The organism is Coprococcus sp. AM11-30B (assembly GCF_027674365.1).
GTDB classification, from domain to species: Bacteria; Bacillota; Clostridia; order Lachnospirales; family Lachnospiraceae; genus Allocoprococcus; species Allocoprococcus comes.
This window is the reverse complement of the sequence record NZ_JAQDVB010000006.1, coordinates 136,495-154,598: the sequence shown is the minus strand read 5'-3', so window position 1 is coordinate 154,598 and position 18,104 is coordinate 136,495. Positions and strand designations below refer to the sequence as shown.

The window sequence follows — 18,104 nt, the reverse complement described above, 5'->3', positions numbered from 1 at the left end:
ATTTATCCATCAGCACATTCTTCCGCTAACCTATTGGCTAAAGTAACAATACCTCCAACTCTATGCATAAAAGCCAAAGCAACATCTTTTTCGTAGTCGCAGCCATAGTCAACATCTGGTATTTCGGATTCAATAGTTTCAAGAGCCACACGCTTGACTCTATCACCTGTCATTTGAACCATTTGCGTTTCCTCCATTATTACCGCTTGTTTATTGAAAAACAAAAACAATTTATTTTTCATTTATTTGTAAACCTTAAATCATAATATTTCTCTGCAATATCGGGGCATTGCTGTTCAAAATATTTTGCGTATTTCATACATGATGACTCTTTACCATTCGTTATGCAAAATTCTCTGAATGTCTTCTTTTTAAAGAAACTTGGTTGATTACACCATCTGGCTATGTCTATGTACATTCCTCTGAATGGTGATTTCTCGTAATCCATGTATCGCATAATATATGGTAAACACTTATATTTCATCAAAATGCTTATTCTCTCAAACAAATCTGCAATATCATTTTTCCAAAATTCATCTGAATAAATACCTGGATCATTATGATTAAATCCACAAAATACATAAAACCTACACTGCTTATCCGTATGCTCCCTTATTATTTGCAGTTTCTTTTCTATGATTTCTCTATCCTTAATATTGTCAAATGCGAATGTGTAATCTCCATACCAATTTGCCTTATTGAAAAGATACTCACACTTCTCATCTGTCAACAGTCTTTCGTCCATACCTTGCTTGAAATAAAATTTGTGACCTGTAGCAATCAGTTCATCAAATACTTGCTTCCAGTCTTTGCAAGCAAATATATTGTCATCAAGCAAACAAATATACTTTCGTGTCGGATCATAAAATTCTTCAATCCTGCTATGAACACTTGCTTTCTTATAATTTTGATTCACACAAAACTTACATTGTCGTATACAACCTCTTGTAGTAAAACCTATGCTTACATCGGTGTATTCCTTTAAATCCTTCGGCTTTACACCTTTCTTAATCTGCTCTTTCACAAAATCATCATATAAATGATAATCAGGGAAAATATGCTCAATGTCATCAGGCAGCTTTGGAGCTTTATCATAATAGAATCCTGTTCCACCGTATTCCACATTTTTCATATTCAAAACTTCTTCTGGCACTACTGTATCAGTAAAAACCTTAGAAATTAGAATTTTATCATAATTGTGCAAATTGTTGTAATTTTGTTCAAGAACAACGTCATTTCCCAACATTTTGTGGTATGAAGATAGCTTCATACATGCTAAGTTGGGGAATCTATGGTTCTTTCGCCCTATTAAATCGGCATCAACTATCGCAATTTTCATTGTTTTTAGGTAAAATCCTCCACTTCATAAAATTCTAATTTAATCTAGTAACGCTTTGTCGATGATCTGGAAGTTGGCTCTGTGAATATACAGTGCTTTACCATCAATCATGAGCTTTGTCATTTTCGGTAAATCGTCTGGGATTTCCCAGTATACTTCATCGCCTGAATAAGCTGTTATAGGCTGTCCAAGCTGAGATTTTACAACAACAATTCTTGACTTACCAAACATGTTCTTGTACTTGTTTACGATACCGGCAATATATGTATTATCCGTAATGCTACCATTTGTATTGCTGTAGATATTTTCCTGCTGAAAATCAACTTCTGCATTAAGTCCTTTCTGCTCAAAAATGCATGTATCTCCGCAGCTTTGGATTTCTTTGCCATCAATATTGATAGTAATTATAGATGACAGCTCATAGCCAGTAATGATATCGCCAGAACTATCGTAGCTTGTTGTTTCAACTGGATTTCCTTCAATATTGATTTTATCGCCGGTTGTTGTCATTACTTTGTTACCATAATTGTCATATGTATCAATTACATATCCATTACCGATAAGACTACCCTTTAAATCGTTAATGGCAGAATCCAACATTGCACAACCTGTCATTGCACACAGTAACGTCACGCAAGCAATAACGCCTACGATTTTCTTAATGTTTTTCTTCATCTTCCTGTTCCTTCCCTATAGATTTATATTTTTCTGTATTTCTACATTCTTTCTGCTTATCCTTTAGCTTCTGTTCTGCCTTTTTTAGTTGCTCCCGGAGAGACTTCAATTTTTCTGCGATCTCTGGATTAACTTCTTTCCTTTCTGGATATCTGAACATTTCATTCGTTATATTAAATGCTGTTGCTATAGAGTCTGCAAATCGTTCAATACTTTCATAGCTCTTTATCTGCTTTTTCAATGACTTAACATCATGTTTCTCTGAGTAACAATAAATATTCAAATATTGGCGTTTCCGCTTGGCGATTTCATTTTTTCGTTTCTTCTTTTCTCTTTCTTCTCGCAAACGATCTTCATATTCTTCTCTTTCTAAGATACTGGCATGTACTGACTCAATATAGTCTTCGACATCTTCATCTCCATCCCAACTTGTACAGGGCGGTTCAATTGGTTCTCCACCATAGCAAACCATACCGCCAGGACAAAGACCTTCGCCTGGTAATGGGCAAATGCTACAATCATCTATTTCACTTAATTTCACTGAACTTCTCACCAACGCTTTCGACTTTCCAATCTCTACTTACAGCCCATGTAATTGCCTCTTCTCTTGTGGCAAACAGTTTCGCTAAAACTGTTCCAGTTGATAAGTTCACCAATCTATATCCATTACTCAACGCTGAAATCTTTGATTTGTTTTTTGCTAAAAAGAACCAAAAATCATAAGTGCTTTCCCCCGGTTGCATATTAGGTTTTGAAACTAAAAAAATATTTTTAGACTGTTCCCCAAGCACTTCGTTGATATCTAGTAAATCTTTTGAATACAGGCTTAAATCTCCTGTAATTGGATCAATCTTCTCTGCTTCCATAGGTTTAAATGCGATTACCGCCCACTGTGGAATATCAAGAAATTCTGTTGATTCATCTACAATATTGAAGAAATCCTGTCTGTTGACCATTCCATATTCATGTGCCTTTTCAATGATTGCTTTCATTGCTGCATCGTCTTCCACTTCAAGCACAATCTTAGTAAAACTACCACTAATCCATTGAGCAAAAAGTTCCTTATCAACTCTTGCATTTGGATTGATTAGGTAGTCATTGTAGGTTTCATTTGAAGTGACAACATTTCTCTTGAACCACTCACAAAAGAATGAGGTAGCTCCGTGTGCTACCATAGCTCCCAGTTTTCCGGGACTCATGTTTAAACTCTTGTTTACTACAATTACTTGTTTGTACATTACATTTCCTTTCATTTATTATTGTTTGATTATAACAAATTTTAAAACTCTCTTCTCATTACGAGAGCTTCAATATCTCGTTTAACCGCAAGTTCCGCTTTTGAACACCTTGCATCCATGCTTTCAATAGCATCCTTGTAGTCCGTATTGTTTCTTTCAAGCATCTTGATTGTGCCACGATATTCGTTAATCAAATCTTCATTGCTTTTAATAATTTCCAGATATGCGGATTTTTCTTCTGCTATTTCTGCACGTTTGGCTTCCAGAATTTTCTTATCTTCTGCCAGCTTATCAAGATTCTTTTGAATAAACTGCTTGTTGAATTCTTCGCCAACATACAATTCGACTTTGTACAGTGTAATGACCTTTGACTCTGTTAGATCAGTCAAAATAATCCATGTTCCTGATAAATACACATTAACTGGATTATTGTCACGATTTCCAACTTTTCCCGTGTAAATCAGTTCTGAGTGTTCGCACATCTTGTTAATGTCATCAATAATTTTGTCCTCATTTTGAGCTATGTAAATATTGATGTCAATTAACTCATCTCTTCCGGCAATTCTTTCGGCATAGCGAGTCATTGCATGTTTAGTTATTGCCATTCTTTCCAATTTTCTGTTTCGCTCCTTTTCCTTCGACTGCTATTACATTCAAACAGAAGTCGATTATTTCTTTCTTCTTTTTGTTGAAATCCTCGATGTCTTCTGGATTCAGTGCATTTATGTTTTTCAATACAGCACCAGTACCTAACTTCACTCCATCAATGACACCTTGATCGTATGAACTTTTCTTGATATCTGTAAGCTCTTTATCAGTAAGAAGTGTTTTATTACTTTCAATTCTTATCATGTTTATTCCTTTCATTTATTATTGTTTGTTTATATTTTTATTATATACTTTTTTTGGTGGTTGTCAAGTCATTTTAGAAATATTTTAGATTTATATATAAAAATGGGCATTTCGCCCATTTTTATTTAAAATAGAGAACATCCCTGAGACTTAAATTGTCTTATATATCCATTCCATTTTTTCGCATCAATATGAAGTTCTTTCATCAGACATTTTTTACACATGAACCGAGTTATATTTCGCCCATGCATTTTTAGATTCATGGCTATTGTATCTTTGTTTCTTATATTTTTGCCACAACATGTACATTTTTTATTGAAGTATTTTTCAGCAATTTCGTAGCTGTCGATGCCTTTGTATTGCATAAATTCTTCGATTACTTCTTTTGTTGGTTGTTCTCTTACCACTCCACCATTCCAATAGTGTTGATATTCTTTTAGTGTACAATTCAGGGTACACCATTTCCCATGTTCAATGAAATCTTTTGTAAGAATCCGATGCCAACGATCATACATTTTGGGATAGAAATATTTATCAAGATACCATGTTGATTTACCGCTATACGGACACGCTATTGCGCAGCCTACTCTTTTATACCCTTTTTTATATTTAGGATTTACTTCAAGATTATTTAGAATGATATAGCACCATATTTCCAATTCAGTCCACTTTCTAATAGGAAGTAACCCGATCCATTTTCTATCTCCCCATTTAGGATTATGTTCAATATCTTGTCTACTGGATCTTGCATTACTTTCATCATTTCTTACACCCATAATCCATATAGCTTTTTCTACATCGTCAAAATGATTTATATGATTACCTTCTTTGAATAGTGAGCAACATGCTCTACTAAATCTGGTAGGAATAAAGTCTTCACGTTCTACATATTGATAAAATCCTTCCGGCGGTGTTGTGATAATCCAGTCATTTTTATACTTATTAACAATCTTATATGTATCTGCACAATCTAAGGTGGTATTATTGAAAACTGTTTTGACTGTGTGATTGCTTAATCTACACAAATGTTCAGTCACAATACTATCTTTTCCAGTTGATTGCAGCACATATGGAATATACCCATTATACTTCTCTATTGTCTCATTTATAAGTTTGATGCTTTCCTGTTCCTTCTTTTGAAAAACTGGTTTTATTGGAGGAAAATATGCAACCTATATATGAAGATTTAATAAAAATGTGGAAAGAAAACGGTTTTGATTATGAAATATATCCTGGTACTTTTTGGTTAGATAATTCAATCGTAAAAGCATATGATAAAAAGGGCAACTTGAAGTATTTATATAAGGTAATGATTGCTGATGATTTATCTGTTACCTTTAAGAAACACTCAAATTGCCCCGATTATACTGATTTTAATTTTGAAACATGGGAAGAAACTGCCAAAAGGATAAAACCAGTTTTTAATTTACCCGTTTTGTACACGTAATACTTCTTTATCTGTATCGTGTACAATTCTTCCGCTTGCGCATTTCACACATTTAATACGCCATTTGCCATACTGACGATACATGTTTTTGCCCCGTGTCTTTTCATAATGCCCGAATCCCGGCTTTACATATTCTCCGCAGCAATAGCAATATCCAGGATATTTATTTCTTGACATAATCATGTTCCTCCGTTTCTTTTGGCTTAAAGAGTTCACATACATCATGTGGTAGTGTCTCATTGACTATGCCACTATCTGTTAGAAATACATTGCATCCGCACGATTCTTGAAATTTTGTGTGCATTTTTTCTACTTTCCAACCAGACACACATCCCATACCACCAACTGTCCCGACATATCTTGCAAATAAATTGAGCTTGCAAAAGAATCTACAGTTTTTACATTTCTGTTCCACCTATTTCACCTCAATCCAATCATTCTGGCAGATATTATCCATTGTGAATCCTACATTTTCTGTACCTCTGATATCCAGCTCTTGACCGTCCTTACAATGAATCATGATAGTCTGGTATTCTTCAGACCAATACCAATAGCCTGTCCAGTCTGGGCGTTTGATTTTCGCACCACGTTTCATCAGTACATACGCTTCATTGAATCCCATTTTATCACTTCTTTCACTATTCAAAATATCTTCGATTGTCCAACGGATTTTTGTACACTCTGATGCCTCCGCATTATGAATATGCATACCTAAAGCATTGTTCTTTTCAAAACACTTTGATGCGAATTCTGTTCTCTGTTCTTCTTCCTTTGTAATCCATTTTAAGAGTTTTTCTAATTTCCCATTTTCTGCACTTTTACTATCTACAGTATCTACCATGCGGATATTCGTTAAAATCTGCATGATATTCCACGGTTTTCCATCAAATTCTTTATCAACACCAATAAATCTTGCTGTAAGATCTTTTATCGAAACTGCTTCGTCTGATGACATCATTCTTTCTTCATAAAACATATCTGTGTCTGTATTTTCGTATAATCCTGTTGACATCAGATGCTCTTTCATCTCTTCTTTCGTCATTCAATTTTCCTCCATTACCATTCCACAATTGCACCTTTATCGTAGTTGAACACTTCCCGAATATTTTTAGGTACATCATTAAATCTTGCCAATGCGCCTTTATGCACAAAGAACAAATCATTGAGCATTACATAGCCGGACTGTATCAATCTCAAAATCATCGGAAAATAATCGTTGTCAACACATTTCAACTTAAACTTCTCGTCATCATATCGTTTGATATATCCGATACCTTCTCCCAGATAGTCCAGCTTAAATTCTTCCACTTTGAATGGAATATGCTGCCCAAAGTATGAATTTTTCACGCATTCTTCAATTTCATTTATATCATATTTTTTATTATTGTCTGTTTTAACAACAACTTCATCATTTGAAAAGCATATGATATCTTCCGGCGAAACAATTTCAGCCAAATAAAGAATGATAAAATGCATCAAATACTTTTCGTATGTAATGTGCCGTTTTGGGTTGCAATTTCCAAGAATCACTTGTCTCACATATTTACTTCCGATAATATGCTCATCATCGGTAAACTTCCGCATAAAGTCTTCCCAAGTATCGGCATTATCAAAAATATCCGGCGCAAATGCTTTCAGTGAGTGGAAATTTGCTTTCTTCATATCAATACTGATAAATCTTTTTCCATCGTTTGTCGGCTTATAGATATCAGACGAAGGAATATGAATTTCTGAGATAGCTTTTGAAATTTCTTTCATATCCATGTTGTTGAATTTTTCATATCCTTCTGTACCTTTGATAAAATTGATAGCTGCATCTTTTGTCTTATTGTAATGCTCATAATAATCCTGTTCACAATCATACGGTTCAATTGATTTCACGAATTTTTGCAATTCTTCTATCGTGTCATAATACATAGAGAATAATTTGATACGATCCGTGAAAAATGGCTCTACAAAAATTGAGATTGGAATATTACAATTTTTGCAAAATCGGCGTTTCAGTTCTGGTGTAAGTTCCATAGTTCCTCCTAATTTAATTCTTCGATGATCTGGTTGAAATGTCTTATAGCTTCTTCGGAAATTTCGTCTTTATAAAAATCACGCCACTGCTGCAGTTTTTCTTTTGTTGTGAATCCACTGCCCCATATGTTTTCTGCCAGTTTATCAATTCGCTCTTTCGTGATATCAGACACAATCTGAGCAATTTCATATGGCACGATAACAGGTTTTCCACCCATTTCTTTTACATGGTCAAAATCAGATTGGCAACTTACTGGAATTGCATCGCTGTATTCTTCATCAAATTCATCAACAAACATTTGCCCGATTTTCTGAACATTACTGTCCCATGTTTTATACTGAAGATTATTTATATCAGAGAATCTTCCTTCTTTCGCAATCTTAATAACTTCTTTGATATTGAGTGTGCCGGAATTAAGAGCTTCGCAAATCATGTCAGCCGTAACTCTACTCATATCCCAACTGTTGCAACTCTTACGATCACGTTCAAGGGTAATATATTTCGGCTTAAAATTATAGCCAAAGTGTTTATCACTTTTGCTCTCAATTGCAAGTCCATTTACAAATACTTTTCCTTGCATATCTTTATCTGTAAATATCCATCCATATGTTGTTTCAATCTTTTCGTGCTGTTCGCTCCCCGGCATATCTAACCAAACATTGAAAAGTTTTTTGTATTCCTCAGACTCTACATTCTCAATTTCAATGATAAGTCCTTCATTTTCTGTAATATTGTCGAAGATTTTGAATGTCAGTACCGGCTCTCCAAATACCTTTGATTTCTCAAAACTGGATATCCAGATTTCGTTTTTACTGTTGTTGTATACGGTGAACGTTTTGCCAATTCTGTTTAACACAAGAGCTGCGATTTTATAACCCTCACCAAACTGACCGACTGTATCTAAATTATCTGTCTTTGTGCTACAACCAAGTAATAATGTATTGATTTCAAGAGATGACTTTGGACTACATAACTGTAATGTCTTTTCTTCCTCATCATATGAAATATCAAACGCATTTTCTGAGTCAAGAGTTTCCTGGTCAATTCCATTCTGGATAAGTTCTCTTACGGCATCACAGAAATCCCAGTCAGAAACATAATTAGGTGTTATTGTCAATTCTATTGCTTTATTGTTTTTCATGCTTTTGCTTTTTCCTTTCTTTGTATGCTTTATTTAACTGTTTTTCCAACCCTTTCTTTTCAAGTGGATTTCTACAATGCTTAATGCTCTTTTTAAGCAACTTAATTTTTCTATCGTTATTCATTTCATCATAAGCATTATTGCAATTTGCATACACTTCAGCTAAACTCATTGCAGCAGCCATTGATGTTTGCGATTCTAAGAACCTTTCATATTCACCAAGTATTATTCCTTGCCCATCATAAATGTCTTGTGCAATTGGTTTCTTCAGATCCATACCTAATGATTCCAAAAATTCACGAACTTCCATTTTAACCTCCTAATCTAATTTCCACCACATATCAAATACTCTTCTGTAATTACCACCCTTATGAATTTCACCTTTATAACGCCTTACTTTTCGATTTGTGAGTTTCTTGCAGTATGAAGACATTTTGCTTCTATAGCACCGGCAATAATATGGTGTGGCAACTGTACGACCTCTGCTATCTTCATCGAATTCACACACAGCTCCATATCCATTGTTATACATTTTCTTCAATTTTCTTTTACATCTTCTAGTGTTGTGTCTTCTCTTTCTCCGTTTGCTTTTGTCGTACATTTTGCCAGTCCTCCTATTTCACTTTTTTAATTTACACGCCGGTAAAAATCGCCGGTCTTATCAATGCTCATACATCCAATAGTTGAAACATCTCTCTGCATTTCTGTATTGCACTCTGGGCAGAAATGACCTTCTGAGGTGTATTGTGTGATCGGCATTGTAATATTTTCTTTTCGCCCACAATTAGGGCAGATAAATCCATATGTCATTTATTTTCTCCTATTATTTCGACCAGAAGGAAAATTCTTAACTACAATATATCCAATGGCATATCCATGTGTACCAGCACATATCGTAGGTGAACACCCCCCCCGGCGAATATACCGTACCAGCTTGACTATTTTTCGTTGATACGTTCCCCATCTTTTTTACTTTTCTTTCTTCTGACAACATATAAGCTACTGTAGCCTCCCATATTACCTAATGGCTGTGCCGTTAAGCATACTGCAATTGCATCAGCATCATAAATTCTATTTCCCTGGCGATATTGTTTGCCGAAGTTAATTTCACCAAAACCACCTACTAACCTCGGCTTCATATCACTCATGGTTTCTCCTGACGATTACTTTCGGTTGTCTTTGCCCCCCCATCATCGTTGAAAGAGTAGGTGCTAATCCTTCTGCAGAATAAACTCTCTTTATTATGTCAAGTCCCTTAATATTTAATCGTCCTAATACTTTTATTTTTGGTTGATTATCAATTGATTTCTGCATACAATCTATCCAACCCTTTCTCAAAAGCTCCAATACCTGAAAAGAAGCTGCTAACTTTTAAGTCATCAAATAAATACGGCATAGCATTGTATAGATTTTTATAAATATGATACAGAACTCCCACACAAATTGAATTCCCAGCTTGTTTATAAAGTTGCGTATCACTCATTCCTGCTGCTTTTGCCTTGTCAAAATCACTGTCGGAAAAATCCATCAATCTCCAACATTCTCTTGGTGTCAGTCTTCTAATTGCATAATCATCTGTACTTACATTGTTTTTATCCTCAATAATCACTCTTTTATCTCCTCCTGCATTGATTGTACGAATTGTTCCACAAAGCCCCCCCTTGAAAGATCTCAACCCTTCATCACATCGTCTTTCACAAATATATCGTTCCATTATTATTCCTTTCCTGGTTGTTTAATTGAAATCACACCATTCATTCCTTGATTGCCGAAACCCTTATAGTCTCTTGCAAGTAATGTATTGGCACAGTCCGTAAATTTATCTACACATTTTCCGCATTTACTTATGATTGCTCCTTGTCTGGTATCTGAATAAGATCCCACTGGTGTCTGTCTAGTGAGCCTCTGCCCCCCATCTTACAGTGTTTGAATAGTCTTTACGGAGTTTACCAGAGTTAATCATTTCTTGTAATGCTTCTTTCTCTTTGGCTGAATCTACATAGTATTTTGTATCTACATTTTCTTCATCTTCCAAAATATCGTACATGACTGTATTGCTTTCAAAACCTTCTGGAAATTCAAATTTCCCGTTATCAATATCTTTGTTTACGATAATCAGATAAAGTCTTTCCCTATTCTGAGGGATTCCAAAATCTTTTGCATTCAAAACTTTATAATAAGTGTTATATCCGTATTCATGCAGTTCTTCGATAAACATATCGAATGTTTCCTTGAATGATTTTCCAACAATATTTTTTACATTTTCGTATACTCCCCACAACGGCTTGTTTGCTCTTACAACTCTTAACCATTCCACAAGTAATGATGAACGTGTCTTGTCAAGATTTTCACTACTACATTTCGGGCATTTATTTCTTCTTGAAAAATGTACTGTAAGTGGATTATATTCATGCCCACAATCTGCACATTGCCACATGCTGCCTTTCTGTTTCCCGGCAACACTGAAATCCTGGCAAGGTGATCCACCACAAATCATAGTAAACGGTTGCATTTTGTTTTCATCAATTTTTGTAATATCCCCGATATTTTTATCTGCATCAACTTCATGCACAGCACAATATGATTGAGCAGCGAATTTATCAATTTCACAAAAATTTACCAATTCCCAATTTGGAATTGTTTTTTTATCCATATTTTCCAATTTATACATCCTTTCAAATAGGCTATAGCAAGTAATTTCAGAAGATACGACCAATATGTAATTCTTTTTATCATCAAATCATAAATTCTGAAATTACCTATATTAGCTGTTTACGAGTTCCATAAGTAAATGAAAAAACAATTTTGTTTTGCATTTATTATTGCGTGTTTATATTTTTTAATATATGGGATATGACATCAACTGTCCACCCATTTCCTATTGCTGTATATCTTCTGCTATCTGCCACACAATCCGTATAATAATCTGGCAATGTCTGCAGCCGTTCATATTCAAGAGGCGTTAATCTTCTTACCCTGTTATCCTGATATACTTTCTTTGCTAGATTTCCACCATTTCCATCACAAAGTAATGTATTACATTTATGATTCAATCCATATACTTCCTTCGCCTGTCTGTGACTATTTAAGTGAATGGTAGCCTTTACTTTTACATCACCGTCATGAACAGTTATTGGATATTTTGTATACCAATATTTATCTGCTACTTCATTTGCCGGAATAACAATATCTTTCAGTACAATTCCTCTATCTTCTGGCTGTTCTATGTTCGGTATATTCGTCCAGTACAACCGCTTTCGTTCTGCTGCACATACAAGAGCTGAGTTAATCATTATTGGTTCTACACCTAATTCTTCTGATATTACATCTGCCCATTTCTTTTCCATACTTGCAACGTTTTCAAGCAGAAAATATTTAGGCTTTACTTCTTTTAAAGCCTTGACATAGTAATAGAATAGACCACTTTTCTCTCCGTCAAGTCCTTTTACCTCTCCACGATCATATTTGTAATTTGATAAATCCTGGCAAGGACTCCCACCAATCAACAAATCAAAACCTTCGTATTGGCTAAAATCTGCTGTTCGTACATCTCCACATTGTTCAATCTGTGGATAGTTCTTTTGGCTTATCTTGATTGCATTTTTCTCAATTTCATATGCCACATATCTCTTTACTGGAATACCAGCTCTTTTTAAAGCTAACATTCCACAACTAATACCATCAAAAAGACTCAATACAGATAATCCTTTTTGAAGTAAATTTTTATCTTAATCTCTATGATTGGCTTATATTGCTCATTTCAAAAACATGCAATTAAAAGAATTGCTTAATTATTTTATGTAAAAAATAAACGGAGGTAGTAAAACCAATGGATTTAGACAAACAAAATAAAAATTTACTTTTATCTTTATCCCCATGTGTCTGCCATTGCTTTTGCTACACCTGAGAATGTTTTGCTTCTTGCTTTAGCAGTTCTTGGATCGTGAAATGGAATTGCTTTTCCATTTTCATCAAATACTTGTCCAATTCCTGCACCAAATTTAGCTCCACCTTTATATGTAATTATTTTCGGTTCAACTATGTTCGTTGGTGTCAATTTTTGCAATCCTTTAAGCCAAAGACAAGTTGATTTTTTCGTGTGATGTCCAAATTCATACGGCTGAATTATTTGTGTAGGTTTTATTGGTAAACCATATTTTTGTGCTAAATCTGGAAACCACTTTTTTATGTAATCTCCACTGATTATCCCAATTGGATTTTCAATGGAAATTTTGTCACAATCAGCAGTTAAAAACTGGCAGAAGAATTCAATACCATCTCGCTGTCTTCCATCTGCTCTTTTCTTCTCAAAATGCTTTGCACCACTTACAGCTAAATGCGTGCAAGGTGGGAATGCGAGAATCATATCCCATTTACCATCAATATTATGTTCTTTCCCGTCCATTGTTTTAAAGCTACAGTTTCCGTTTAATAACGGAAGTACGTTATCTTTTATATGCCACTCCGGGTGATTTCCAGAGCATTCCATAATGTCACAACTAAAAGCATTATGACCTTTTTCTCTAAATGCTTTGCATACTTCTTGTGATTCTTCACAAGCTACAAGAATATCTAATATAAAATCTTTTTCATTTGATTCTCTGAAATACCGTCATATAGGCATTTCCAGAAAGTCAAATGAGAGATTTTATACTAACTATGCAACAAAACAATATATGAAAGGCTTATAAATCAATGGTTTTTAATGAAGTAAATAAAAAAGATTTTTTATTTCTTCTCTTCGTATTTGCTACATCTTGAAATTTGACAACACATTGCTGAACTCATTCCAAGACTAATACTCCTACATCTTGATTCATCACCATCTAAAAGATAATGATTTCTACATTTATCACAGAATCCATTCATATCTGGATGATCTATGAATTGCTTTCCTGCTATGTTATCCATCTAACTCTACCCCTTCAATAGCTGCTCTAGCTTCAAGGATAGTCAGATAATCACGCATGGCTCTAAGCTGAATGTCATAGATGCTCATAGGACATGTTGGTTTAAATTCCAGTGTGCCGTTATTGTACTTATCTACCATTGTTTTCAGTTTCCCATAACGAATAGCTGTCTGATAGTATTCCGCTTTGAATCTTTCTTTGTAATCAGCATTATTCATCATTTCTACAGTATCTCTTAATTCCATTTCTCTTAAATCCATTATTTGCTCTCCTTCACAATTCCATATAATCTTTCATCAAGATACTTTTTCAGCAATTCATCATTGTTAAATCCAGTACCTTTATAAAACTCTTCCGCAATACCACCGCCGATAGCTCCTAATGTATCTGAGTCACACTTGAAGCTCAGTACATTTCTGATGAAACTTTCATAATCTTCACTGTCAAGAAAACATCTGATCGCTGCAGGAACACTACCCTGACAGGTTTCGTCCCATCTATATACTTCTCTCAATTCTTTTATTGACATTGAAACTGGGTATTTATAGTAACTTCCAGCCGGATATTCACGGCTTGCATATTCTTCGATTTCCTTTTTAGATGCACCATTTTTCGCCATCCAACCACATGTAGCCGTTACAACTGCACCCTTAATTCCTTCTTGATGATTATGAGTACACTCCGCTGACATAGTGGCATATTTGATGATATCATCACGACTTTTTGCAAAGTCAATAACCGGCGATACTCTCATTGCAGATCCATTACCACAACTCTTATATGGTTTCTTGCTTTTAAAAATCAACCATTCAAAGAATCTGTCACCATATCCACAATCAATGTAATCATTGCCGAATTCATTGTATGCATCTTTAAATGATACTTCATTTTCAAGAGCATACTTTGTGGCTACCGATAAAACAGTATCATCTGTGTAGTAACTGTCATCTTGGAATAATTCAATATGTTCGTAATCCAAATCTTTTGGTCTATTGAACTCCCATTTTGATCCTGCAATATCTCCTAAAATTGCACCGATAATAGCCATTATTTTTTCTCCTTAACTACAAAACATTTACCAGTTACATAATCTACATTACACATTCCATTTTCATGTTCTTCACGATACTGGCATTTAGCACAATATTCTTTGTCACATAATTCTTCCCACGATTCACCAATTACTTTATTTCTAAGCAATCGGTATACTCTTATCAGTAACGGCAAAAACAACCATATAATAGTTGCTATCAGCTTAGAATGTGCCATATTAAAACATGTTGCAAAAATCACAACAATTGCATAAACGATCAACCAACTGAAAAATATTTGATATAAGCAACCTATAATTCCCAATAACGGAACTATAAAATCTCTTTTAATATTATTCTTCGGTTTCGCCATTTCCTGCCTCCATACCAATTTCAACAAGTGCCATTTCAATAGATGTTCTCACATCATCAAGAGAATGTTCTGATTTATCAAGGTTCTTTTCTAAGTCAAGGCTTTTATCAAGCCAAGCCGTAAGAAATTCTGATAAACCAGTTGCCGAATATCCGCTTACTTCCATCGTATCGTCCGGCACAATAACAACTCTTTTCTTCAGACAATGAATTAGTCCGTCAAAGCCAATAACTGATTTTTCACCTTTGGAAATTTCCGCTTCCTGACCAAGACTATTTTTATATTCAAGGTCAGTTTCCGCTTCAAGGATTTCTCCTTTTCTTACTTTTAATACTCCCACTACTTGTTCTCCTTATCTTCACACGGAATACATGCACCATAGATATAATCCTTATTCTTGATATCACAATGCACTTTTACTCTTGCTTTGTTTGTGTCATCTACAGTTCCATGCTTACATTTTTCGCACTCACTGGTGTTAATCATTTTCATAACATGCACTCCTTACCTGCTTTTTTCATTACATTCACAAGCATTTCATTATTGATGACCATTTTTCTAATTGCCTCTGCAAATTCTACTGCACAATCTACTGCAAAACTTTCTTGTACTTCAGCAATATTCGATGTACTTATTTCTGTATGAATTGTCGCATCAACTACATATTTACCATCTTTAATACTGATTTTTACCATTGTCTTCTACTTCTCCATTTTTGTATTCTGAAACTTTGCACTGCATAGATTCTACTTTTGCAAGGTCTGAATGTGTGTAGTTTCTTGCAGATCCGTATCTTCCACGATTATTCGTCTTCGGACTACATGAAGTGAGCATTGAATGTACCGCCACGCTTCTTGAACCACACAGCATTTTCAATGCCGGAAAGATAGATATTCTGCCCATTCATAGGTGAAGGATTCGTTTTCTTCCATACAAGCTGCCTGACTGTTCCTTTTCCTTTCTTCTGTTTTTCAGAAAAAAATTTATGAATTTCCGACATCTGCTCTTTCCCACAAAATATTATGATCGTACTTTTTGTAACCTCATAAATCTCTTTTAAGAAGTCTTGTAGGTTAAAGGTCAATATATCAGCATCCTCTTTATCCAGATTTCTCAGCCCATTACTGGAACGATTCACTTCACCATATGGGATATCTGTTAGTGTTAAGTCAAATTGCCCCCCATCTACGCTATGGAGGAATGACATGCAATCCATATTATATATTTCATTTGTTTTCATTATTGGTTGTTTCCTTTATTATTGTTTGATTATAATATAAAAGAAAAATAGACTCTATTCACTTTTCCCTTACATTATATCATCATCCTTGTAAATGTCAACATTTATTTTAGTTTGTTTATTCTATAGGAACATTGATATATTCCATTACATTTCTCATTCCCAATCCACCAGATTCAATCGGTTTCATACAATACTCCCATAATTTCGGGTGTGTCTGTTTCAACATCTGGAATCTGTTTGGTTCTTTTTCGAGATGGCAGCCAAAGCCACAAAAAATACAGCCGGTTCTGTTACATCCAGTCGTGCGATATTTTCCATCTTCCAATACTATATCACCATAAACTGATGCATACGGAATTTTCTTTTCATACAGATATTGCAAAACATCTTGTTCAGTCCAAAATCCCATAGGTTGACTTTGTGGACGCTCTTTCTCAAAAGCATTGCAACCAGTTTTCATATAATCTGTTTTTCTCTTTTGACTTTCTGCTGCCATGAGTCCCAAAATTGGTTTCTTACCAGTTTGCTTCTCGTATTGTAGCGATGGGCGTTTTTTCATAACTGCACAACACTGATCTGATATCTTGAAGTCAGCATCAAGCAAATACTCCCATTTCTTATAATTATAATGCGTAGATAACTTGCCGGTATTATTATCAATGTATGTACCATGAAGTTGCTGCCACCTTGTATTTCCAGGTTTTGCACCATGAACCTTATTTGCCACTTCTTTACTGACGATTGGATATCCATATTCTTGAATAACACTCTTGAAATTCTTTTTTGGTTTTAACCATGTGACATTATCAATCGTTTTCACAAAATCTCTCAATTCTGGATATTCAAGTCCAGTGTCTACATATACCGCATCTATATCTGGGTATAATCCTCTTACAATATCCAATAATACTGTACTGTCTTTTCCACCAGAAAAACTTACATATACTTCTCCACCATAATAGTTATACCACTCTCTGATTCTATTCTGAGTCTTCGCAATCTTCAAATCCAACGGAAGTGCTTGAAGTAATTTCAAACTACTTTCTGTGTGAATATGTTTTTTATCTTATACCACAAATCAGCTAAATATCGGCGGTTCTAAGATAAATTCATGCAAATACGTTTAAATAGTGGAGGAATAGATTATATTATGGCAGAGAATACTATTGAAAATGGGGAATTATGCCCAAATAGCGGCAATATATCAACTAAAAGTGGGAATATTTCTCAACACAATAAAAAACATATTTCAAAAACTAAGCTGTTATGGCATGGAAGTAGAAATGAGAACTGGTGGTCAATCATCAATACTGGTCTTGTTTTACGTCCGACAAATGCGGTTATTACAGGGAAGATGTTTGGATTTGGTATTTACTATGCCCCAAAAGCAAGAAAATCGTTAGGTTATACATCTTTGAGCGGATCATACTGGGCGAGAGGAAATTCAAATTCGGCATTTATGGCACTTATGGATGTGGCATATGGAAAGCCATATGATGTACATTCTTTTGACAGTAAATATTATGATTTTAATTATGAACGATTACAGAAGACATGCCCAGGTGCGAATTGCTTACATGCTCATGCTGGTAGTATGTTGAGAAATGATGAAATTATCGTATATAAAGAAGACCAGTGTACAATCAAATATTTAGTTGAACTGAGATAAGGAGAAATGATTATGGTAGTAAAAAATTGTAGAGAATGCGAACACACAAATAACTGTAGATCATATTATAGTGGACTCGGCTGCAAAAAGCGTGATGAAATTCTCAAACATATTGCAGAGTTAGAAGCTGAAAAGAAAGAAGGTAAAGCAAATGATTAAAATA

The 18,104-nt window shown here is 34.7% G+C and carries 33 protein-coding genes; 3 read left to right on the top strand and 30 right to left on the bottom strand.

What is annotated here, in order from left to right; translation table 11 throughout:
- Nucleotides 1-2: 2 nt before the first annotated feature.
- The 8 genes from PGU50_RS05710 to PGU50_RS05675 form a co-directional block, all read right to left on the bottom strand.
- A complete protein-coding gene (locus PGU50_RS05710; RefSeq protein WP_270246393.1) occupies nt 3-242 on the bottom strand; it encodes a hypothetical protein in 240 nt (79 codons plus the stop codon).
- Nucleotides 239-1,339: a hypothetical protein gene (locus PGU50_RS05705; protein WP_270246392.1), complete on the bottom strand. Its 1,101-nt coding sequence runs from the start codon at nt 1,337-1,339 to the stop codon at nt 239-241. Before PGU50_RS05705 ends, PGU50_RS05710 begins: the two co-directional genes overlap by 4 nt.
- 39 nt (nt 1,340-1,378) lie before the next feature.
- Nucleotides 1,379-2,014, bottom strand: coding sequence for a DUF5052 family protein (locus PGU50_RS05700; protein ID WP_270246391.1), 636 nt, complete (start codon nt 2,012-2,014; stop codon nt 1,379-1,381).
- Entirely contained in the window at nt 1,998-2,555 is a 558-nt protein-coding gene (locus PGU50_RS05695) for a hypothetical protein (RefSeq protein ID WP_270246390.1), read from the bottom strand. The genes PGU50_RS05700 and PGU50_RS05695 overlap by 17 nt, the downstream gene beginning before the upstream one ends.
- The gene (locus PGU50_RS05690) at nt 2,542-3,252 is read right to left on the bottom strand and encodes a peptidyl-tRNA hydrolase (RefSeq protein WP_270246389.1); all 711 of its coding nucleotides are present in this window, start codon (nt 3,250-3,252) and stop codon (nt 2,542-2,544) included. The genes PGU50_RS05695 and PGU50_RS05690 overlap by 14 nt, the downstream gene beginning before the upstream one ends.
- A 41-nt stretch (nt 3,253-3,293) precedes the next feature.
- Nucleotides 3,294-3,857: a hypothetical protein gene (locus PGU50_RS05685; protein WP_118174779.1), complete on the bottom strand. Its 564-nt coding sequence runs from the start codon at nt 3,855-3,857 to the stop codon at nt 3,294-3,296.
- Nucleotides 3,844-4,104: a hypothetical protein gene (locus PGU50_RS05680; RefSeq protein ID WP_270246387.1), complete on the bottom strand. Its 261-nt coding sequence runs from the start codon at nt 4,102-4,104 to the stop codon at nt 3,844-3,846. The genes PGU50_RS05685 and PGU50_RS05680 overlap by 14 nt, the downstream gene beginning before the upstream one ends.
- Nucleotides 4,105-4,229: 125 nt before the next feature.
- Nucleotides 4,230-5,171 carry a phosphoadenosine phosphosulfate reductase domain-containing protein gene (locus PGU50_RS05675; RefSeq protein ID WP_270246386.1) on the bottom strand — a complete coding sequence of 314 codons (942 nt, stop codon included), beginning with the start codon at nt 5,169-5,171 and terminating at the stop codon, nt 4,230-4,232.
- Between the two features lie 98 nt (nt 5,172-5,269).
- On the opposite strand from PGU50_RS05675, the gene PGU50_RS05670 reads away from it, so the two are divergent.
- Entirely contained in the window at nt 5,270-5,551 is a 282-nt protein-coding gene (locus PGU50_RS05670; RefSeq protein WP_118174772.1) for a hypothetical protein, read from the top strand.
- Here the strand turns inward: PGU50_RS05670 and PGU50_RS05665 are convergent.
- From PGU50_RS05665 to PGU50_RS05560, 22 genes are all read right to left on the bottom strand, one after another.
- Complete coding sequence (locus PGU50_RS05665) at nt 5,531-5,728, bottom strand: hypothetical protein (protein ID WP_118174769.1); 198 nt, start codon at nt 5,726-5,728, stop codon at nt 5,531-5,533. The two genes, PGU50_RS05670 and PGU50_RS05665, sit on opposite strands and share 21 nt — an antisense overlap.
- Nucleotides 5,729-5,966: 238 nt before the next feature.
- On the bottom strand, nt 5,967-6,593 hold the full coding sequence (locus PGU50_RS05660) for a hypothetical protein (protein ID WP_270246385.1): 627 nt from the start codon (nt 6,591-6,593) through the stop codon (nt 5,967-5,969).
- A 14-nt stretch (nt 6,594-6,607) separates the two neighbouring features.
- A complete protein-coding gene (locus tag PGU50_RS05655; protein WP_270246384.1) occupies nt 6,608-7,573 on the bottom strand; it encodes a hypothetical protein in 966 nt (321 codons plus the stop codon).
- 8 nt (nt 7,574-7,581) lie between these two features.
- On the bottom strand, nt 7,582-8,715 hold the full coding sequence (locus PGU50_RS05650) for a hypothetical protein (protein ID WP_118174760.1): 1,134 nt from the start codon (nt 8,713-8,715) through the stop codon (nt 7,582-7,584).
- Nucleotides 8,702-9,025, bottom strand: a complete 324-nt coding sequence (locus PGU50_RS05645) for a hypothetical protein (RefSeq protein WP_118174758.1) — start codon at nt 9,023-9,025, stop codon at nt 8,702-8,704. The genes PGU50_RS05650 and PGU50_RS05645 overlap by 14 nt, the downstream gene beginning before the upstream one ends.
- A 9-nt stretch (nt 9,026-9,034) precedes the next feature.
- Nucleotides 9,035-9,316, bottom strand: coding sequence for a hypothetical protein (locus PGU50_RS05640; protein WP_118174756.1), 282 nt, complete (start codon nt 9,314-9,316; stop codon nt 9,035-9,037).
- A gap of 26 nt (nt 9,317-9,342) precedes the next feature.
- Nucleotides 9,343-9,525, bottom strand: a complete 183-nt coding sequence (locus PGU50_RS05635; RefSeq protein WP_118174754.1) for a hypothetical protein — start codon at nt 9,523-9,525, stop codon at nt 9,343-9,345.
- 128 nt (nt 9,526-9,653) lie between these two features.
- Nucleotides 9,654-9,863, bottom strand: coding sequence for a hypothetical protein (locus tag PGU50_RS05630; protein ID WP_118174752.1), 210 nt, complete (start codon nt 9,861-9,863; stop codon nt 9,654-9,656).
- Nucleotides 9,864-10,012: 149 nt separating this feature from the next.
- Nucleotides 10,013-10,429, bottom strand: a complete 417-nt coding sequence (locus PGU50_RS05625) for a DNA cytosine methyltransferase (protein WP_270246383.1) — start codon at nt 10,427-10,429, stop codon at nt 10,013-10,015.
- Between the two features lie 180 nt (nt 10,430-10,609).
- On the bottom strand, nt 10,610-11,368 hold the full coding sequence (locus PGU50_RS05620) for a DNA cytosine methyltransferase (protein WP_270246419.1): 759 nt from the start codon (nt 11,366-11,368) through the stop codon (nt 10,610-10,612).
- A 166-nt stretch (nt 11,369-11,534) separates the two neighbouring features.
- Nucleotides 11,535-12,410 (bottom strand): DNA cytosine methyltransferase, encoded by an 876-nt coding sequence (locus tag PGU50_RS05615; RefSeq protein WP_270246382.1) that lies wholly within the window; start codon nt 12,408-12,410, stop codon nt 11,535-11,537.
- A 173-nt stretch (nt 12,411-12,583) separates the two neighbouring features.
- Nucleotides 12,584-13,204: a hypothetical protein gene (locus PGU50_RS05610; RefSeq protein ID WP_270246381.1), complete on the bottom strand. Its 621-nt coding sequence runs from the start codon at nt 13,202-13,204 to the stop codon at nt 12,584-12,586.
- A 239-nt stretch (nt 13,205-13,443) separates the two neighbouring features.
- The gene (locus PGU50_RS05605; RefSeq protein WP_118174744.1) at nt 13,444-13,626 is read right to left on the bottom strand and encodes a hypothetical protein; all 183 of its coding nucleotides are present in this window, start codon (nt 13,624-13,626) and stop codon (nt 13,444-13,446) included.
- Nucleotides 13,619-13,885: a crAss001_48 related protein gene (locus PGU50_RS05600; RefSeq protein WP_270246380.1), complete on the bottom strand. Its 267-nt coding sequence runs from the start codon at nt 13,883-13,885 to the stop codon at nt 13,619-13,621. Before PGU50_RS05600 ends, PGU50_RS05605 begins: the two co-directional genes overlap by 8 nt.
- Nucleotides 13,885-14,673, bottom strand: coding sequence for an ADP-ribosylglycohydrolase family protein (locus PGU50_RS05595; RefSeq protein WP_270246378.1), 789 nt, complete (start codon nt 14,671-14,673; stop codon nt 13,885-13,887). Before PGU50_RS05595 ends, PGU50_RS05600 begins: the two co-directional genes overlap by 1 nt.
- Nucleotides 14,673-15,029 carry a hypothetical protein gene (locus PGU50_RS05590; protein ID WP_118174740.1) on the bottom strand — a complete coding sequence of 119 codons (357 nt, stop codon included), beginning with the start codon at nt 15,027-15,029 and terminating at the stop codon, nt 14,673-14,675. Before PGU50_RS05590 ends, PGU50_RS05595 begins: the two co-directional genes overlap by 1 nt.
- On the bottom strand, nt 15,010-15,369 hold the full coding sequence (locus PGU50_RS05585; protein WP_270246377.1) for a hypothetical protein: 360 nt from the start codon (nt 15,367-15,369) through the stop codon (nt 15,010-15,012). The genes PGU50_RS05590 and PGU50_RS05585 overlap by 20 nt, the downstream gene beginning before the upstream one ends.
- Complete coding sequence (locus PGU50_RS05580; RefSeq protein WP_270246375.1) at nt 15,369-15,521, bottom strand: hypothetical protein; 153 nt, start codon at nt 15,519-15,521, stop codon at nt 15,369-15,371. Before PGU50_RS05580 ends, PGU50_RS05585 begins: the two co-directional genes overlap by 1 nt.
- Nucleotides 15,518-15,724, bottom strand: a complete 207-nt coding sequence (locus PGU50_RS05575; RefSeq protein ID WP_270246374.1) for a hypothetical protein — start codon at nt 15,722-15,724, stop codon at nt 15,518-15,520. The genes PGU50_RS05580 and PGU50_RS05575 overlap by 4 nt, the downstream gene beginning before the upstream one ends.
- Nucleotides 15,705-15,863 carry a hypothetical protein gene (locus PGU50_RS05570; RefSeq protein WP_270246372.1) on the bottom strand — a complete coding sequence of 53 codons (159 nt, stop codon included), beginning with the start codon at nt 15,861-15,863 and terminating at the stop codon, nt 15,705-15,707. The genes PGU50_RS05575 and PGU50_RS05570 overlap by 20 nt, the downstream gene beginning before the upstream one ends.
- On the bottom strand, nt 15,847-16,269 hold the full coding sequence (locus tag PGU50_RS05565; RefSeq protein ID WP_270246371.1) for a DNA methyltransferase: 423 nt from the start codon (nt 16,267-16,269) through the stop codon (nt 15,847-15,849). Before PGU50_RS05565 ends, PGU50_RS05570 begins: the two co-directional genes overlap by 17 nt.
- A 118-nt stretch (nt 16,270-16,387) precedes the next feature.
- Nucleotides 16,388-17,308: a phosphoadenosine phosphosulfate reductase family protein gene (locus PGU50_RS05560; RefSeq protein WP_270246370.1), complete on the bottom strand. Its 921-nt coding sequence runs from the start codon at nt 17,306-17,308 to the stop codon at nt 16,388-16,390.
- A gap of 114 nt (nt 17,309-17,422) precedes the next feature.
- Between PGU50_RS05560 and PGU50_RS05555 the strand changes: the two genes are divergently transcribed.
- Together PGU50_RS05555 and PGU50_RS05550 are read left to right on the top strand one after the other, a co-directional pair.
- Nucleotides 17,423-17,941 (top strand): hypothetical protein, encoded by a 519-nt coding sequence (locus PGU50_RS05555; RefSeq protein WP_270246368.1) that lies wholly within the window; start codon nt 17,423-17,425, stop codon nt 17,939-17,941.
- Between the two features lie 12 nt (nt 17,942-17,953).
- Nucleotides 17,954-18,100: a hypothetical protein gene (locus PGU50_RS05550; protein WP_181988448.1), complete on the top strand. Its 147-nt coding sequence runs from the start codon at nt 17,954-17,956 to the stop codon at nt 18,098-18,100.
- Nucleotides 18,101-18,104: the final 4 nt, after the last annotated feature.

Excerpts from the sequence above, each read along its gene's own strand:
- PGU50_RS05685 (WP_118174779.1), bottom strand. The coding sequence starts at position 3,857 with ATGGCAATAACTAAACATGCAATGACTCGCTATGCCGAAAGAATTGCC.
- PGU50_RS05590 (WP_118174740.1), bottom strand. The coding sequence starts at position 15,029 with ATGGCGAAACCGAAGAATAATATTAAAAGAGATTTTATAGTTCCGTTA.
- PGU50_RS05575 (WP_270246374.1), bottom strand. The coding sequence starts at position 15,724 with ATGGTAAAAATCAGTATTAAAGATGGTAAATATGTAGTTGATGCGACA.
- PGU50_RS05710 (WP_270246393.1), bottom strand. The coding sequence starts at position 242 with ATGAAAAATAAATTGTTTTTGTTTTTCAATAAACAAGCGGTAATAATG.
- PGU50_RS05655 (WP_270246384.1), bottom strand. The coding sequence starts at position 7,573 with ATGGAACTTACACCAGAACTGAAACGCCGATTTTGCAAAAATTGTAAT.
- PGU50_RS05660 (WP_270246385.1), bottom strand. The coding sequence starts at position 6,593 with ATGACGAAAGAAGAGATGAAAGAGCATCTGATGTCAACAGGATTATAC.
- PGU50_RS05640 (WP_118174756.1), bottom strand. The coding sequence starts at position 9,316 with ATGTACGACAAAAGCAAACGGAGAAAGAGAAGACACAACACTAGAAGA.
- PGU50_RS05645 (WP_118174758.1), bottom strand. The coding sequence starts at position 9,025 with ATGGAAGTTCGTGAATTTTTGGAATCATTAGGTATGGATCTGAAGAAA.
- PGU50_RS05620 (WP_270246419.1), bottom strand. The coding sequence starts at position 11,368 with ATGGATAAAAAAACAATTCCAAATTGGGAATTGGTAAATTTTTGTGAA.
- PGU50_RS05700 (WP_270246391.1), bottom strand. The coding sequence starts at position 2,014 with ATGAAGAAAAACATTAAGAAAATCGTAGGCGTTATTGCTTGCGTGACG.
- PGU50_RS05635 (WP_118174754.1), bottom strand. The coding sequence starts at position 9,525 with ATGACATATGGATTTATCTGCCCTAATTGTGGGCGAAAAGAAAATATT.
- PGU50_RS05610 (WP_270246381.1), bottom strand. The coding sequence starts at position 13,204 with ATGGAATGCTCTGGAAATCACCCGGAGTGGCATATAAAAGATAACGTA.
- PGU50_RS05595 (WP_270246378.1), bottom strand. The coding sequence starts at position 14,673 with ATGGCTATTATCGGTGCAATTTTAGGAGATATTGCAGGATCAAAATGG.
- PGU50_RS05580 (WP_270246375.1), bottom strand. The coding sequence starts at position 15,521 with ATGAAAATGATTAACACCAGTGAGTGCGAAAAATGTAAGCATGGAACT.
- PGU50_RS05550 (WP_181988448.1), top strand. The coding sequence starts at position 17,954 with ATGGTAGTAAAAAATTGTAGAGAATGCGAACACACAAATAACTGTAGA.
- PGU50_RS05705 (WP_270246392.1), bottom strand. The coding sequence starts at position 1,339 with ATGAAAATTGCGATAGTTGATGCCGATTTAATAGGGCGAAAGAACCAT.
- PGU50_RS05630 (WP_118174752.1), bottom strand. The coding sequence starts at position 9,863 with ATGAGTGATATGAAGCCGAGGTTAGTAGGTGGTTTTGGTGAAATTAAC.
- PGU50_RS05650 (WP_118174760.1), bottom strand. The coding sequence starts at position 8,715 with ATGAAAAACAATAAAGCAATAGAATTGACAATAACACCTAATTATGTT.
- PGU50_RS05625 (WP_270246383.1), bottom strand. The coding sequence starts at position 10,429 with ATGGAACGATATATTTGTGAAAGACGATGTGATGAAGGGTTGAGATCT.
- PGU50_RS05605 (WP_118174744.1), bottom strand. The coding sequence starts at position 13,626 with ATGGATAACATAGCAGGAAAGCAATTCATAGATCATCCAGATATGAAT.
- PGU50_RS05600 (WP_270246380.1), bottom strand. The coding sequence starts at position 13,885 with ATGGATTTAAGAGAAATGGAATTAAGAGATACTGTAGAAATGATGAAT.
- PGU50_RS05690 (WP_270246389.1), bottom strand. The coding sequence starts at position 3,252 with ATGTACAAACAAGTAATTGTAGTAAACAAGAGTTTAAACATGAGTCCC.
- PGU50_RS05665 (WP_118174769.1), bottom strand. The coding sequence starts at position 5,728 with ATGTCAAGAAATAAATATCCTGGATATTGCTATTGCTGCGGAGAATAT.
- PGU50_RS05555 (WP_270246368.1), top strand. The coding sequence starts at position 17,423 with ATGGCAGAGAATACTATTGAAAATGGGGAATTATGCCCAAATAGCGGC.
- PGU50_RS05680 (WP_270246387.1), bottom strand. The coding sequence starts at position 4,104 with ATGATAAGAATTGAAAGTAATAAAACACTTCTTACTGATAAAGAGCTT.
- PGU50_RS05670 (WP_118174772.1), top strand. The coding sequence starts at position 5,270 with ATGCAACCTATATATGAAGATTTAATAAAAATGTGGAAAGAAAACGGT.
- PGU50_RS05570 (WP_270246372.1), bottom strand. The coding sequence starts at position 15,863 with ATGCTCACTTCATGTAGTCCGAAGACGAATAATCGTGGAAGATACGGA.
- PGU50_RS05565 (WP_270246371.1), bottom strand. The coding sequence starts at position 16,269 with ATGAAAACAAATGAAATATATAATATGGATTGCATGTCATTCCTCCAT.